Here is a 16,476-nt window from a genome sequence, read left to right as displayed (position 1 = left end):
CGGGCAATCAGCTCGCTGCTGCGGATGTAACGGGTCAAACCGGAACTGTTTTCTTCAACAACCGCTTCACGGTCGGGGTTGAAGATAAACTTTACCAGGCTGCCGTTTTCTTCCATCTCATGGCGCAGGCCCTCGGCGTCGTAGCGGTTGACCTGGATATTGCCGTCAAAGGTTTCCACCCTGGTGGTACGGTTAAAGGCGTCGTAGCTGTACCGGGCCTTATCGTCTGCCAGCAGGTTGCCTGCATGGTCATAACGGAAGAGAGTGGTTGTGCCGTTTTTAGTGTAGGCAGTCAGCCGGTTGCGCGGGTCATACTGATAAAACTCCTCCACACCCTGGGCAATGCGCCGGGTGCGGTTGCCTGCTTTGTCGTAGAACAGCTCTTCGGTATAACCGGGGTACTGCACCTTTTGCAGCTGGTTCAGCGGGTCGTAGTGGTAGAGTGTCTCACCTCCAAGCTGTTTTTTGTGGGTACGGTTGCCGTTGCCATCGTAGAGGTAACGGTTGTTGGCCAGGATAGCATTGCCGGACTGGACAAAAAGCCCGGTCAGGTTCTTGTCCTGGTCATACTGGTATTGTTTGAGCACGGGGCCGTGCTGTTCCTGGCGGATGGTACCGTCAGGGTTATACTGGTAGGCCGCCAGCTGACAATTATTAGAACGGTATAAATGTTTGGTAATGCTAAGTGGATATTTATGAATAAATGTCGTGAATGTGTATCTGAGAAATTATGCCTGTTTTACATTTACAGCTATATATTCGATACTTTGACATGACAAGAAGTCAGATAAAATGCTGCAATATATTTGATTTGTAATAGTTTTATAAAGAAGCTCTGATAATGAAAATTTATAATGATAATAAATAGGAGAAGCGGATTCATAAAGAACAATTTCCCATGAGTCTGGAAAACAATTAGTTTTCCAGTATAGTTCGTCTCCGTTGTCTGTATACCCCCACGGCAATAGACCGTTAGGTTCTGGATATACATGGAATTGAAAGTAGTCGGGAAATTGTTTTCTTGAAATTTTATATGCATCTAACATTTGTTTGGATCTTTTCATGAAATTAACATTTTCATCTGTATCAAATGGAGTTAAAAACCAAACAAAATTATTTAGTCCTCCAGTTCCATATTTGTTGATGAGTTTTTTATAGTCAGTTGGGAAATAGATTCCGGTTTTTTTTTCGAATTCTTGCCAGGCTTTATCGGTTCCTGTATGATAAGCATTACTAGGAGAATGTATAGTTTCTGATAATAAGCTAAAATAATCTGACATAATTAAAGGCCTCTTATGATTTTTTTCTATTCAAAATAGATACAAATAGGTTAAAGCTTTTAGTGCTAGTGGCTTCTATAGTAATGCCTGTTGGTATTAAATTGTTGCTATTATATATAGGTGTGACTTTATAAAAAACTATTTCACCGGATTCAACAGCCCTTCGTACACTTGTTTCATAGTTCCGCATTTCAGGACTGTTGGGGCCATTTTGAAAAAGCGTAACGAGATTTCTAGGATCTCTGCCACTACCACCTAATTGCTTTGCCAATAAATGCCCTCTTGCATGTCCTGAGCTTCCAGGACCGCCCCCATTAAAACCAGGAGGGTAAATGTATCGACTGGCATCTGTTCCGGAATTAATCATGTCTTTTGTAATTACTGAATATATGCCGGTAGGTCTTCCTAGCGAATCCAATTCTCCATACCGAATAAAACCATCTTTTCCTGCGACTTTACATTGAGAAGAAAGTGCAGGAAGATATAGTTGAGTAGGAGAAGTGCTATTTTTTCCCTTGGCAATATTGGAAGCTTCTGCCATCAAGCGCTGCTTGGTGTCATAGTCCATCTTGTCAGGGTCAAGGCCGCGTTCTGCTGCCAGCTTGTTAAATGCGTTCTGTTTTGTATCGCACCAGTGGCCGGTCGGGTCAATGTAGTAAGTAGGCCGGTTGGCACAATAGGCATACAGGTTCAGCCCGTCGCCGCGGTAAGTGTCCTCCTGAGTGAACCGGGCGATGACCGGATTGTAGAACCGTGCACGCAGGTAATACTGCTGGGTTACAGGGTCAAGTTGCTGGCCGGTGAACTTGAAACGGTTGGGGACTTTTTCTTCACAAAGATTTGTATTACCCCATGCATCATACTCATAACGATTGAGGACAATGCCATCAGCATCAACAACATGGGTAACTGACCCAATCTCGTCGCTGACATAGTGGTAGTACGTCCTGGCGGCGTCTGTATTACGGGCAATCAGCTCGCTGCTGCGGATGTAACGGGTCAAACCGGAACTGTTTTCTTCAACAACCGCTTCACGGTCGGGGTTGAAGATAAACTTTACCAGGCTGCCGTTTTCTTCCATCTCATGGCGCAGGCCCTCGGCGTCGTAGCGGTTGACCTGGATATTGCCGTCAAAGGTTTCCACCCTGGTGGTACGGTTAAAGGCGTCGTAGCTGTACCAGGCCTTGTCGTCCGTCAGCAGGTTGCCTGCATGGTCATAACGGAAAAGGGTAGTGGCACCGTTTTTGGTATAGGCCGTCAGGCGGTTGCGGGGGTCGTACTGGTAGAACTCTTCCACGCCCTGGGCAATGCGTTTGGTGCGGTTGCCTGCTTTGTCGTAGAACAGCTCCTCGGTATAACCGGGGTACTGCACCTTTTGCAGCTGGTTCAGCGGGTCGTAGTGGTAGAGTGTCTCGCCTCCAAGCTGTTGTTTGCGGGTACGGTTGCCGTTGCCGTCGTAAAGGTAGCGGTTATTGGCCAGGATGGCGTTACCAGACTGGACAAAAAGTCCGGTCAGGTTCTTGTCCTGGTCGTACTGGTATTGTTTAAGCACAGGGCCGTGCTGTTCCTGACGAATGGTGCCGTCAGGGTTATACTGGTAGGCCGCCAGCTCGTTCCCATCATCCCAAATTTTCTCGGGCAGGTCAAGGATGGAGTAGGAATACTCTGTCACCTTGCCTGTAACGTCAATTTGCTTGACCTTGTTGCCGTTGTGGTCGTAGGCCATGGAGAGCAGAGTGCGGCCGCTGGCCGATTTGCGGACCAGGCGGTCCATTTCGTCGTACTCGTAGGCATAGCGCATCCCGTCTGAGATGGCACACTTCAACAGGCCCTCCGGCGTGTACTCATAGAAGTCGCCCAGGGTGCCGTTTTTGACTTTTCGGAACAGGGGAGCGCCGTAGAGGTTGTAGCCCATCTCCACCGTTACGCCGTTGCGGTCGGTGCGGGAGATCAGGCGGTCCTCACCGTCGTAGAGATAGGTTTCCTGCTCACCAGTGGGGTCTATAATGGCACGGACCTGCCCGGCCACATTGTACTCATACTGGGTGGTGTGACCTTCGCCGTCGGTGGAGCTGGTCATGTTGCCGGCGAAGTCATAGGTATAAAGCTCTGTAGAGGAATCCGGCTTCAGGATGCCGACGATCCGGCCCCACTCGTCCAGACGGTAGCGGGTGCGGTTGTGGTTGCCGTCCACCACGCCCACAATGTTGCCCCGGGCGTCGTATTCCAGCTGCTGGGCCGCGCCGCCGGTGGTCTGGATATGGACGCGGTTGCCCGCAAGGTCATAGGTGAAGGATGCACCGGACTGGACAGCGTCGAGCTGCTGCAGCAGGCGGCCCTCGCCGTCGTAGGTGTTGGTCTGTAAAACATGACCATCCGGGCCGATGACCGACAGGATATTTCCCTTATGGTCGTAGGTATACTGGTAGCCTTCGCCGTTGTCGGCTTTGGGGTCATACTGGTTGGGCCGCACCTGTTTTGCAAGCAGGCCGTTCCCGTTGTAGAAGCTGCGGGTCACGCCGCCGTCCGGTGCAGTGCGGCGGATCTCGTGATTCAGCAGGTCGTACTCAATCTGCGTCTTGTGCCCCTGGTTGTCGGTGATCTCCACCAGGTTTCCGGCCTTATCATAGGCAAAGAGCGTGCGGTTATGAATGCCGGCTGCTTTATCCAGATGGGTTTCTGCGGTCAGCCGGTCAGCAGCGTCGTACTCGCGGAAGATTTCCCCGCCCGCGGGCATCTGGATATGAACGATGTTGCCGGTCTTGTCGTACTCATACAGAACCGATGCCCAGGCGGTGCCGCCGTCGGCGCGCTCCACCATGTGGCCCTGCTCGATGAGCCGGCCGCCGGCGTCGTACTTCCAGCGGAACAGCTGGTTGACGCCGGGCCGCAGCCTGCGCCGTTCCTTGATCCGGCGGTTCTGCAGGTCATAGGTATACTCCACGGCAGCCCCGGTCTGGTCGCTGACTTTGACCAGCCGGTCGAGCTTGTCGTATTCAAAGCGGATCACATGCAGAGGGCCGGACATACTGGTCTCGGTCTGGAAGTGGAGATACCGGCGCTCCTCAATGCAGTTGCCGGCCGTATCGTATTTGTATTGGGTCAGCTGGTACTGCGGCTGGCCGTCTGCATCATACTGGCATGGCTTGCGTTCCTCGGTCAGCCAGCCGGCATAGTTGTAAGTATACAGAGAGCCGATGCGTTCCGCATCTGTTTTGCCAGTGAGATAACCGGCAGCGTCGATCAGCTTGACGATGTTGCCGCAGAGGTCGTAGACATAGCGCTTCTCCACCGTGCCATCTGGCGCGGTGATCTGGACCAGGCGGTTTACTTCATCGTATTCGTAGGTATAGCCCGGGCCATCGTCCCGTTTGGCATCGTAATCCATGGGTTGGACTTTCTTGAGGATGTTGCCCATGGGGTCGTAGAAGATGCGCTCGATGCTCTGGTCAGGGTAGATGATCCGGATCTTATTGTCGTTGGAGTCGTATTCGCTGCGGATTCCTTCGCCGTCGTTAGTCTGGAAATCATAGGTATTGGGATGGATCTCCTTGACCACATTCTCGGCAGCATCCCGCAGGGTGGCCCAAACGTTGCCCAGTGCGTCGATCCGCAAGACCTGTTCGTCCATCTCATCGTAGACATAGCGGGTGCCCGGACCGTCTCCCAGGGAGGGATTGTACTGGTTGGGCCGGATGACCTTGATCAGGTTGCAGAGCAGGTCAAAGAGATATTTGGTGGTGTGCTCCAGCGGGTCTGTGATCTGGCAGCAGCGGTCCCAGTCGTTGTAGGCATAGCTCGTCCGTCCCTGGTCGGTGATAATGGACATGCAGCGGCCGGCCTGGTCATAGTTGTAGTAGACACAGGTCTCATTGGGGCTGGTGATAAGGTCAGGGTAGGGGAGGTTTCCATCATAGGAATAGACCCACTCTCCGCCGCCAGGGGTGCGGACCGCAGTGATCCGGCCTTTGGAATCGTAGGTGATCTTTGTAGTCTGGCAAGAGGATTCGTCTATTGTGTTTGTGAACTGGACCAGATTGCCGTTCTGGTCGTACTGGTACGCTTTGTCCCGGCCGGCATTATCCCATTGCCGGGACATGTTGCCCTGTGCATCATAGGTGAACTGGGTGACCAGGCCATTGGGCAGTTCCTGGTACACCAGCAGGCTCTGCTCATTGAAACGCTGGCGCATCTCATGGCCGCGGCGGTCGGAGATCAGGACTTTGTTCTGCTTTTCGTCGTAAACATAGCGTTCCTCTGAGCCGTCCTCAAAGCAGGTCTTTACAGTAAGATTGGCAGAGTTGTAATAATAGAACGTGCGATAGCCTGTAATGGTATCCAGGAAAGTGTTGCAGCGGTTGGCGTCGTCGTAGAACAGGACATATTCCTGCCCATTGGACAGCATCTGCCGTGTGACCCGGCCCAGGCTGTCGTATTCATCTTTCAGATAGGTATGGCCGTTCTGGTCCGTGATCTGTGCCAGATATCCTTCCGGCGTATAGACATAGTGGATCTGGCCGCCGTTGTTGTACTCTACACAGGTAAGAAGTTCCTGGTCATAGGTATAACGGAGCGTCCGCCCCAGGGTATCCCGGATAGAGGCGATCTTGTTGGCATTGTAGGTGAAAGACAGGGATTGCCCGGATGGGAACTCCATCTGAGTCAGGGTGTCCCCGACATAGCGCAGCCAAATATGGTTGCCGTTGAAATCAGCGATGGAGACAAGCCTTCCCTTTACATCATAGCGGTAGACTTTTTTCTCCTTGATTGCAGTCAGACTGTATCCATCCCGAAAGAAAGAGACAGGTCTGCACCCCGGCAGTTGACCCACTGCTGCTGTTCCGGGTGGAAGGTGAACTTTTCCAGGTGCATATCGGGCATCATGATGGAAGCATTCTGCCCGTCTATGTAGATCCAGCTGCCGATATTCAGGAACCAGCGGCTGCCAAGCAGGCCGCCAGCGTTGGTGTAGATGGATTCATAGCTGCGCTGGACAGGGAAGTCCCCGGTCAGGTCGTGGATGATGAATTCTTACAGCTTTCAACAGCAAAGAGGTCTACCTTATAAGTATCTATTTCTTCCGGGGAGACGAGAGGTTTATCTGGGGTGTCCTCTTTTTTGGAAGAGCCAAACATGTCTCCGAGGGTGGAGATAAGCTGAAAAGGTTCAGTGATATCATTTGCAAAACCGGAGATGAGATTCCCGCCAAGGATCTTGACCATCTCCCAGCCTGCATTGCAGCTGGAACTGCCGCCATCGGATATGTATTTGTTTTCTCCTTTCTGCTGGTCCTGGTCGAACTGTTGCATGTTCTTTTTGCGGCTTGACTCGAACCACTCGATGGGGTTTTCCTTGACTGTATCCAGGTCGTTGCTCTGGATAAGGATGTTATGGTCGGAGATGATGTTGATATCCTTCTCGGAGGAGATCTCGATGCCGGTGTCCTCTGACAGGACGATCTTGACGGGCTGGTCATCCTCGCCGTCGTACTCTTTCCGGTTGGCGTTGAACTCAACGGAACGGTTCTTGAACCGGATCATACGGTTGTTGGCCGTCATCATCTTCTCCCAGGGATAGGAGAAGTCGTCGCGGGTATTGTTTATATGTTTGCTGCCGAGGCATATGGCGGAACCCTCGTTTTCATAGTAGCAGAAAACGGTATCCCCAACGTCCGGCATGCAGTAGAAGTCATTGTTGAAGAAATTGCAGTAAGGAATCCAGCGCACGCCTGCCCCAGACCCGCCCACATCTACGTCAAACAGGACCTGGACATCTGTGCCGGAAACAGCCAGGACCTTGCCGAAAAGAGCACTGGGTCCAGTCGGCTGATTGATAGGCTGTTTGAAAGCAGGGGAAACAGCCTCGGTCTGGATATGGGACTGAGGCTCTGTGAAATTGCTGGTCTTGGAAAGCTGCGCGTATACGCCGTCCTTGTAGGTGAGCAGGATGCGGTTGTAGAGCAGGCCGCCGGAGGCATAGATATCGTTTTTGGTAACGAACATCTCGCGGCCGTTGGCGAGGAACATATGCCCGGCCCCTGCAGTCAGGTTGTCCAGAGTGAATCCCTTTTGCAGGAACTCATAGGCAGAAGCTTCGGGGGCGATCTGATTCTTTACTTTCCAATACTGGGTGATATCCTTCTCGATCCAGCTGGTATCTGTGCAGGATGGGAGCTCTGTGGAAGAAAAGGGGACAGCGCCAATGGAAAGCTGGATGTAAGGGACTTTGCTGTTGACAAAAATGGGATACCCAAACTGATTGCAGATGCGTTTGATAAAGTCCCAGTCTGTCTCGGCCTGCTGGGAGAGCATCTCGGGGATGAGCTTATCTTCCTGGATCTGGAAAAGAGCGCCGTATGGTTCCAGCATCTGCTCCAGGACCTGGGACAGCATTTTACCGGGGTCCTGGAAGGTCCTGCTGTGCGCTGCCACATCCATTTTCTGGGAATGGGTATGCGCTTCGATCTGGACTTCGCAGTACTGGTTCAGGTTATGCGTGCTGATAAGGGAGCAGGTGCCGCAGAAGATGGGATTGCCCTGTTCATCCAGGATGCGGATGGATTGGAAATCGGTGGAGTGTACGATAGATCTAAATTAGTATGAATGCTTTTTGTAGAAAATTCTACAAAATTGTAATAAATGAACAAAAAATTGTAATGAACAAAGAAAAAGATCTGCTCATAAGAGAATGAGCAGGTCTTGAATTTGAGGTTTTTAAGACTAACCAGTCTTGTGACACAATTAAAACGCTAAATTAGGAAGATTGGGAAAAGAGTTTGATGATATCATGCAGAATTTGCATCTGTTGTGCAGAAAGATTACTGCTTTGATTTGTTGGTGATAAAAATTCGTTGCGAAGTGCAACTAGAGTTTCTACTTGGAATGGGGTGAGATCTTTAAGCGAAATGGCGTCAGGCTCTTTGAGATTGGTTAATTCATTCAAAGATACACCAAATATTGCAGCAATGCTAATTAACACATCCAATGGTATTGCATGTGCTTCCGTTTCATAGTCGCTGATGGTTGAGGTTCCCTTATTTAACTTTTTGGCTAAAGCTTTTTGTGACCAACCGCGACTTTTCCTCAATTGTTTTAACTTTTGCCCCAGATAATGCTCCACAATAGTACACTCCTCTCTTGTTATTTAGTGGACTATTTGAAAATTCGATAAATTCGAAGTATTATATAGAAAGGCTACTATTATACGGAAAGCATTTGACAAACTATTGACAAGCTTGAAGGGAGTCGTTAATGTTAAGGCAAAAAGCAGGATTAGATCGGATAAGATTGGAAGGTGCCCACATGGAAGTGCTCGTTTGCGATGATAATTATGAGACAGTAGAAAAAATTTCGAATATAGTAGAAATGTATTGCCAAGAAAAAGGGAAGACACTTATGATTACTAAAAACACTAATCCGGAAGAGGTGGATATAGCAAAAAGGTTTGATATTGCATTTTTGGATATTGATATGCCGCAAATGAGTGGAATTGAATTGGCCCGAAGAGTGCATAGTTTACAGCCAGATACGATTATCATCTTTATTACAAACTATATCCAGTATGCTCCTGAAGGTTATGAGGTTGGTGCGTTTCGATATTTGATGAAGGATCAAATTTCTAAAAAATTAAATTATTATCTCGATTTTGCTATTGAAGAAATGGTGAAGCGCCGACGTGTCACGACAATCCAAGTCAATGGAGAATGCATAGATATACCTGTTGCAAATATTCTCTATATGGAATCTCAAAGAAGAATAATTGTGATGCATCTCATAAACGATCAACGAGCTGAATATCGATTTTATGGAAATATAACTGACTTGGAACAAAGATTTGAAATTTTTGGCTTTTTACGAGTTCACAAAAGTTATCTGGTGAATATGAGATATATTGAGATTTTTCAATGTAAAAGGCTTGTGCTAAAAGGAGGAATTCAAATCCCATCTAGTACAAGAAGATACTCTGATCTGAAACAGCAATATTTAAAATGGGAGGCTGAAAACAAATGGAGTATTTGCTGAGTGCTTTATATACGGTTATCGATGCTGCTTGTGTGTTGATTTTTTTGGATGCTTTTACGTCGCGGCTTTTTATTGGATTTAAATATTATCTTATGGCTGCTGTTTATACATTGTCACTTTACATAGTTATTCTTCTAAATATGGAAGTATTTGGCTACAGTACAACTCTTAAAATGATATTGACGATATTATGTGGAACTGTGTTTGGATGTATTTTGTATGCAAATGTTTCTTTAGGCCAAGTGCTGTTTCTTGTCGTTTTAGAATATCTCTTGACATATTTACTGTCATTTATGAGTTTGTACATATCAGCGATTATTTGTGGTGTAAGTATACCAGTTTTCCGTCAAGAAGAAGTTACCCCATTTGTGATTTCGTCAATAATTTACTATTTCTTACAAGTTATGTTTGTATTGGCGCTTAATAAGATCATCCGATCCAAAGGAAAAAGAGAAATAAATATAAAAGGAAATGCGATTAAAATAATTTTATACTTGTTGTTTCCGTCAGCTTCTTTTTTTATGCTGCTTATATTGCTGCGAATCACTAGTAGACAAGGACTAAGTGAAGGTGCGATTATAGTGTGCTGCTGGATGATTTTTATGGCGAATGCCGCAATCCTTTATCTACTGGATCAAGTAAAAAGAGAAGAGCAGAACAGAGAAAAACTATTGGCGCTGAATCAACAACTACAAATGCAAAGAAAAAATATGGAGGAAACTTGTAATTTGTATTCTACACAACGTAAACAGGTTCACGATTTTCGAGCGCACCTTGATATGATAAAACAGCTTCTTGATGACCAACAATTTGTAGCAGCTGAAAGTTATCTGGACTCAATTTTGAAACAACAAAGCGAACGTATATTCCTTGTCAATTGCCATCATGCTGTTTTGAATGCATTATTTAATTCTAAAGCATCTGAAGCAATTAGGCAAAATATTGATGTCCATTTTGAAGTGAACGATTTGTCTGGTCTAACGATAGATGCGATAGATTTGACTGTTTTACTGTCCAACCTGATTGATAATGCAATTGAAGGCTGTAAAAAATGTGCTCAAAACCGTTCAATTCAAATTCAGGCGAATATGAAAGCTGGTCAATTTAGTTTCATTATCCGAAATACAGCACTTCCGGTTAAAATAATTAACAATGAAATCCCTTCGACTAAATCCAGTCTGCATTTGCATGGATTTGGACTTTCCAACATCAAAGCAATTCTGAACAAATACTGTGGAGAATATGCCATGTTGTACAAAGACGGTTACTTTCAATTCATCTTTGAAATCCCATTGAATCTGCATTCATGACAAAAAAGTCTGTGTTTATTACAATATAATGGCTTTTTAAGGCGTTGACGTGTAGTATAGTAAAAAGCAACAAAACATAATATAAATTGGGTATCATGACATGAGTGCGTTTGCGGTATGGCTGACAAAACAATGTATAAGCTTTGATTTTATAGAGAAATAAAAATTTCCTCTATAATGACTTCATCAGCAGAAGGGGGTGATGAAGTTGGAGGATGCAGTCAATTATGCAAGGATCGGCAAGCGAGTCAAGCTGGCTCGTGTGGAGAAAGATCTGACACAAGCGCAGCTGGCCCGGCTGGTGGGCTGTACCAACAACTCTATCAGCCATATTGAGGTTGCACAGACAAAAGTGTCCCTCCCTATGCTGATGCAGATAGCACATGTGCTGGAAAAAGATCTTGATTATTTCATGCAGGAAACGCCGTATGTCAGCAGAAGCTGGGTGGTCGACCGTGAGATCGCCAACAAGCTTGACCAATGCAATGCTTCCACATTGCTCGCGGTGAGCAAAATACTGGATGCCCTTCTGGACTGCCAGCAATCACTCAACACAGAGCAGAACGCATAAATCTCAGCCAACGTATAAGCTTCAGACAAAAATAAAAGATACCGGATTGAAGTTAGAATAGGGCGAACAGTGCAAGGAACTGCTGGCAAGCACTTTGATTCAAGGACTGATTTTGCTGTGGCCCCATATTGTAGGGGATTGCATAAACTATACAACATTTAGGCTAGGAAGGGAGAGATGAGAAAATCTAGGGATTGTTGTCCGCCCATCTGCCGTGAGCAACAGAAAGGACGAAGAACAATGAAAAAGAGAACACAAAGAGAAAAGCCAAAGAATTTCATTTTCACTGTACATCCCTCCGAACTCGTGCGGTTCTTACCTATTGCCTGGTCCTGGCCTTGGGTATGCAAACCTCTGCATGGGTTCGGAGGGTTTGCTTATGGCGTATAACCAGTTTGAAACAGGTAAACGAATCCAAAAACTGCGCAAAACCAAAAAGATGACACAGGAACAATTTGCAGAGGCGCTGAATATTAGCGACCGCCATATGAGAAGTCTTGAAAAAGGAGAATATACTCCGTCGCTGGATCTGTTTGTAGAAATCGCAGTATATTTTGATGTCACGTTGGACTTCTTGATTCGTGGAATCACGGCATCTCCTGGAGAAAAAAGATTGAATCAGTATTTGGTTCACATTCAGCAAGTGATTCTTCAAGTTATCAAGGCGCTATCCATTGTCATAGACGAATTGGAGAACCAGAAGCCCGACTGACCCGATATGGGAACCGCTGTAGGAGGTGTTTACCTGCCTACAGCGGCTTTTTTATATGCCAAAATGCCATAAAATTAAATATACGTAGATACGAAAAACCGGAGGTGAGACATCCGGTTTTTGCTGGTTTTGGGATCAAAAAAGGGCCAAAACCGGAAGTACGACCTCCTAAAAATCCGTAAAACTTTCAGGTACACTATAACTACAGCAAGGGCCTCCCCCAAACGGAGGACAAGCCCGAAGCCAGTGAACTTTGAAAAGTGAATAAGCAACCTTCAGGTACTTCCAGACAATGATACTTCCGTAACTCGCGGCCCGGCCACAAAGAAGGCGGGGTGGCTGAAACGCCAATGGAGCGGTGCAAATCCGCCGCCTGAAGGCTCCCAACCCTCCCCGGGGCGTTGAGGACAAATGGGGGAAGGAAACCAACAAAAGTTTAGCCCACCGGAGAGAGAACGCTTTCCGCACCGGCGGGCTTTCTAATATCCACCATTTACAAAGAAACGGAGGTCAACTATGAGCCGTAGCTATGCACGAAATGTCAACACCGCGTCTCTCATTACGCTCTGCCCGGTCTGCCTGCATTCTTTCCAGGATGCCAGACGAGCGACCCTGCGCCGTGCAGACTTGCGCCAGCGCAGTAAGGATACTTGTACTTACTGTCAGATCCGCTATGGTTTCGACTACTACGTCCAACCTGCGACTTACCGGAACCAGACCCGGAGTGAGGCAAAAGCATATGCTTCAGCAGCTCAGGATTGACCCCGAGTTCGAGAGCAAAATACCGCCGCTTCGAGATGAAGAGTTTAAACAGCTTGAAGAAAACATTCTGGCTGACGGTGTAGTAATCAACCCGCTCATCGTCTGGGATGGCGTGATTGTAGATGGTCACAACCGTTACCGTATCCTTCAAAAGCACCCGGAGATTCAATATTCAACTTATGAGAAAATGTTTCCTGACCGGTATGCGGCCATCGCTTGGATTTGCAAGAACCAGCTCGGCCGACGGAACCTGACGCCGCAACAGTACAAATATTTGGTGGGTCAGCAGTATGGAGCTGCAAAACGTACGGAACAGTTTCACGGAAATCAGCACACTTTAACGAACAAAAGTGGTGCTGGACAAAATGTCCAGCACCAAAAAGGTGAGTGGACAGCTAAACGTATTGCTCGCGAAAATAATCTAAATGAAAAGTATGTCCGTAGGGCAGAGCATTTTGCCAAGGGCGTAGACGCCGCCGAGGAGGCTGAGCCTGGTATCAAGCAGGAAATCCTCTCTGGCAGCATCAAGCCTACAGAAAAAGCCGTTGCGGCCATCGCCAAGGCCCCGCCGGAGGAGCGGCCTGCTCTGGTCCTGCAGCTCCGGCAGGCCAAAGAAGCTGAAAGTCCTGAAGAAAAACCGAAACCTAAGCGCAGCTCCGCTGCTACCTTACAGGCTATCCGGGACATCTCCGACCATATGTTGCAGCCTAACGGAGAGATCGACGCGAACGACATTTGTTCAGAGCTGGAAGATGCGCTGGACGCTATGATCTTCCGCTGGGACACCTGCCTCGAGGCCAACAAAAAACAGCGCACCGCCTGCCAGGGCGGCATCGAAAAGCTCACGGACAAGGGTATCCAATACCTGCAAAAAACAAGGAGGAACAGATGAGACTGAACGACACTAGCGCCTACCAGGAAATGATGATCAACAGCAAGATGCTGGAGGTCCCTCGCGGCACCTACCAGCGGGAACTGAACATCCACCGGGTCCGCAAGATCGCAGCAGCATTCGACATTCGGTTACTTAACCCGCCCAAGGTCAGCTATCGCAATGGCCGCTACTATGTGTTTGATGGCCAGCACACCATCGCGGCCCTCAAGTTGCTGAATGGTGGCAAGGATTTAATGATCCGCTGCCACGTCTACCGCGGTTTGAGCGAAAGCGAAGAAGCCCTGCTCTTTGCCCAGCAGACTGGCGTGTCTGCCAAGTTAACTCCCGGCGCACGGATGCGCGCCCTGATTTACGGCGGCGACCTGGAAGCGATGGCCTTCCTCAAGGCTACTGAGTCGGTGGGGCTGCGGCTGGATTACAGCCAGCGCCGGGGTAAGTACCGTATCGCCTGCATCGGCACCGCCTTTGAGGAATTCAAACGGGTCGGTCCCGACTGCTACAAAGAGGCATTGAGCATCATCGTGGACGCCTGGCATGGCGATCCTGAATCTCTCCGTTCTGAGACGGTCCAGGGCGTTGTCCGTTTTGTAGAGCTGTACCACGGGGAGTACGACCCCCGCCGCCTTGTCAGCCGCCTGCACCACGCCGACCCGCTGACCATCTACCGGGAGGGACGGGCCATGGGCGTCAACCTGGCAGGGTATAAAAAATACCTGTATCAGGTATATGCGCTCTACAATGGAGGCAGTAAGAAGAATGTGCTACCCATGAAATTCTGAACAGCGGGACAAACAGGGGGAGTTCTTGACGATAAAGTGCAGCAATACATTGGGTAGTGTCCGAAAAGATACGCGTGGCAGAGGAGGGAAGCTGTGAAGAAAACGCCTTTTATCCTGCACGAGATATTTCATTCTGAGAACGAGCGGCAGCGCCGGGAATGCTTTCAACAAGTATTCACGCGGTATATCGGCGGCGTATACTTGGGTGCATTGGACACTGCCCGAGAACCGCACCGCTATGAATAAGCAGGCGGCATCGTTGCGACAGGAGGGGAGATGCGGTATACTTTGGGTAGGCGATTACACCGAAAGGAAAGGTGTAAACGATGAGAGCAGCTATTTACTGCCGTTTGAGCAAGGAGGATGAACACAAGACCGGTGAATCGGAGAGCATCCAGAACCAGAAGTCGATGCTGATCGAGTACGCGGTCCAAAAAGGTTTTGATATTTACCAAATCTATTCGGATGAGGATTATTCGGGCATCGACCGGGACCGTCCGGCCTTCAACGCGATGATCGAAGCTGCCAGCCAGCGCCGGTTTGATGTGGTGCTGGCTAAGACCCAGTCCCGCTTTACCCGGGACATGGAGCTGGTGGAAAAGTACCTGCACGGCAAGTTTGTCGAGTGGGGGATACGCTTCATCGCGGTGGTGGACCATGTGGACACCGATGACCGCGCAAACAAGAAATCCCGTCAGATTAACGGTTTGGTCAATGAGTGGTATCTGGAGGACTTGTCTAACAACGTCCGCTCGGTGCTGGACCACAAGCGGCGGGAGGGGCAATACATCGCTTCCTTTGCGCTGTACGGATACCGCAAGGACCCGGACGCCCGAGGACATCTGGTCATCGACCCGGAAGCGGCTGCCGTGGTGGAACGAATGTTCGAGATGGCCCGCAGCGGGATCGGGACGCACAAGATCGCGCAAATACTCAACAGCGAAGGGGTCCCCAGTCCTACTGCCTACAAACAGCAGCACGGTGTTCCCTACAAGGCCGCTATGCAAGGGCCTGAACCGCCCCTCTGGGGGCCGGCGACGGTCTACCAGATGCTGCGCAACCGCACCTATACGGGAGACCTTGTCCAAGGCCGTCATAAAAAGGTCAGTTACAAATCCAAACGGACAGTCTGGTTGCCGACATCCCAGTGGATCGTAGTGCCGGGCACCCATGAACCGATCATCGACCGGGAGACCTTTGAGACAGTCCAGCAGATGCTGCAGGGCCGCGCTCGGAGTGGAACGGGCGGCCAGGTCCACCCTCTGGCCCGGCTGGTGGTCTGCGGGTGCTGTGGGGCGGTCATGGAGCAGACCGGCAGTGGGAGTGTTCGGACCGATGGCGCACGGCGGCGGTATCTCCGCTGCCGTACCCACCAGCGTGCGCCCGAGCGCTGTTCGAATAAAACCTGTACCAGTCTGGATGCCCTGCAGGACCTGGTGCTTGAACGGATACGGGAGTATGCAGCGAGTTGGTTCGACCCGCAGCAGATTGAACTGCCCGAAACGGACACTCCTGCCCGGCGGCGGGTACAGGCCCTCAAGGAGGAGCGCCGGCGGCTGCAAACCGACGTAGACCGCCGCCGTAAGGCCATACAGGAGCTATATCTGGATAAAGTATCGGGCCTGATCGACACCGAGACCTTTGCCCAGATGAACGCAGCCTTTTTGCAGCAGGTACAGGAGGCAGAAGCACGTATTGCCGTGCTGGAAGCTGACCTGGGCCAGCAGCAGGTCCGGGAGGACGCCCGCGCCGCTCAGATGGAACGGGTGACAGAGCTGGCAAAAGTCCCCGTCCTGACCCGCGAGCTGGCTGTACTTTTGGTGCATCGGGTGGTGGTTTCCCCGAAGGACCCCGAGACCGGACAGCAGGCCGTCACCATTGAGTGGAACTTCTAAAAAGAACGCAGCAAAGACAAAAGCAAATTTGGGTTATTTTGCGTTACCCAGGTCGGATACACCTCACTGGAGGCCACGTTGGCGATGTAGTCCTGGAAGGAGACGGTGACGTTGCGGGCCGATTCGGAGGGCTTGCCCAGGTGGACGGTGATAAAAGTGGGGATGACCACCTGGCTCAGGACTCTGCCCTGGGGTGTGTCCTGGTCGGGGGCGGGGCCGCTGCCGCCGCCGGGGGCAAAAAGGGAGTGGGG

13 protein-coding genes and 1 pseudogene are annotated in these 16,476 nt (G+C 49.6%); 8 read left to right on the top strand and 6 right to left on the bottom strand.

Annotated features, from left to right (window positions below):
- The 4 genes from B5E66_RS11945 to B5E66_RS11930 form a co-directional block, all read right to left on the bottom strand.
- On the bottom strand, positions 1-587 hold a 587-nt coding region (locus B5E66_RS11945; RefSeq protein ID WP_206393102.1), incomplete at its 3' end, for an RHS repeat domain-containing protein.
- Between the two features lie 141 nt (positions 588-728).
- On the bottom strand, positions 729-1,280 hold the full coding sequence (locus B5E66_RS11940; RefSeq protein ID WP_087233454.1) for an SMI1/KNR4 family protein: 552 nt from the start codon (positions 1,278-1,280) through the stop codon (positions 729-731).
- Positions 1,281-1,293: 13 nt separating this feature from the next.
- Complete coding sequence (locus B5E66_RS11935) at positions 1,294-5,937, bottom strand: DNA/RNA non-specific endonuclease (RefSeq protein ID WP_143406993.1); 4,644 nt, start codon at positions 5,935-5,937, stop codon at positions 1,294-1,296.
- Between the two features lie 352 nt (positions 5,938-6,289).
- Positions 6,290-7,306, bottom strand: a complete 1,017-nt coding sequence (locus tag B5E66_RS11930) for a hypothetical protein (protein WP_143406992.1) — start codon at positions 7,304-7,306, stop codon at positions 6,290-6,292.
- A 42-nt stretch (positions 7,307-7,348) separates the two neighbouring features.
- Between B5E66_RS11930 and B5E66_RS12965 the strand changes: the two genes are divergently transcribed.
- Positions 7,349-7,882 (top strand): hypothetical protein, encoded by a 534-nt coding sequence (locus B5E66_RS12965; RefSeq protein WP_143406991.1) that lies wholly within the window; start codon positions 7,349-7,351, stop codon positions 7,880-7,882.
- Between the two features lie 151 nt (positions 7,883-8,033).
- Here B5E66_RS12965 and B5E66_RS11920 read toward each other — a convergent pair whose 3' ends face one another.
- Positions 8,034-8,399, bottom strand: a complete 366-nt coding sequence (locus B5E66_RS11920) for a helix-turn-helix transcriptional regulator (RefSeq protein WP_158098361.1) — start codon at positions 8,397-8,399, stop codon at positions 8,034-8,036.
- 182 nt (positions 8,400-8,581) lie between these two features.
- Here B5E66_RS11920 and B5E66_RS11915 point away from each other — a divergent pair, with 182 nt between their 5' ends.
- The 7 genes from B5E66_RS11915 to B5E66_RS11880 all read left to right on the top strand — a co-directional run bounded on the left by B5E66_RS11915 (position 8,582) and on the right by B5E66_RS11880 (position 16,225).
- A complete protein-coding gene (locus tag B5E66_RS11915) occupies positions 8,582-9,301 on the top strand; it encodes a LytR/AlgR family response regulator transcription factor (protein WP_087233460.1) in 720 nt (239 codons plus the stop codon).
- Positions 9,286-10,611, top strand: a complete 1,326-nt coding sequence (locus B5E66_RS11910) for a sensor histidine kinase (protein ID WP_087233439.1) — start codon at positions 9,286-9,288, stop codon at positions 10,609-10,611. Before B5E66_RS11915 ends, B5E66_RS11910 begins: the two co-directional genes overlap by 16 nt.
- A 208-nt stretch (positions 10,612-10,819) precedes the next feature.
- Positions 10,820-11,182 carry a helix-turn-helix domain-containing protein gene (locus B5E66_RS11905; protein ID WP_087233457.1) on the top strand — a complete coding sequence of 121 codons (363 nt, stop codon included), beginning with the start codon at positions 10,820-10,822 and terminating at the stop codon, positions 11,180-11,182.
- A 379-nt stretch (positions 11,183-11,561) separates the two neighbouring features.
- A complete protein-coding gene (locus B5E66_RS11900) occupies positions 11,562-11,894 on the top strand; it encodes a helix-turn-helix domain-containing protein (RefSeq protein ID WP_158098360.1) in 333 nt (110 codons plus the stop codon).
- 739 nt (positions 11,895-12,633) lie between these two features.
- Positions 12,634-13,548 (top strand): hypothetical protein, encoded by a 915-nt coding sequence (locus B5E66_RS11890; RefSeq protein ID WP_206393100.1) that lies wholly within the window; start codon positions 12,634-12,636, stop codon positions 13,546-13,548.
- On the top strand, positions 13,545-14,330 hold the full coding sequence (locus tag B5E66_RS11885; RefSeq protein WP_087233431.1) for a DUF6551 family protein: 786 nt from the start codon (positions 13,545-13,547) through the stop codon (positions 14,328-14,330). The genes B5E66_RS11890 and B5E66_RS11885 overlap by 4 nt, the downstream gene beginning before the upstream one ends.
- A gap of 326 nt (positions 14,331-14,656) precedes the next feature.
- Positions 14,657-16,225: a recombinase family protein gene (locus tag B5E66_RS11880; RefSeq protein ID WP_087233428.1), complete on the top strand. Its 1,569-nt coding sequence runs from the start codon at positions 14,657-14,659 to the stop codon at positions 16,223-16,225.
- Positions 16,226-16,272: 47 nt separating this feature from the next.
- On the opposite strand, the pseudogene B5E66_RS11875 reads toward B5E66_RS11880, so the two are convergent.
- Positions 16,273-16,476, bottom strand: a pseudogene (locus B5E66_RS11875) (hypothetical protein); the annotation flags it as partial.

Origin of the sequence: Faecalibacterium sp. An121, assembly GCF_002160915.1 — a bacterium.
GTDB lineage: Bacteria > Bacillota > Clostridia > Oscillospirales > Ruminococcaceae > Faecalibacterium > Faecalibacterium avium.
This window is presented reverse-complemented; position numbering and strand designations above follow the sequence as displayed.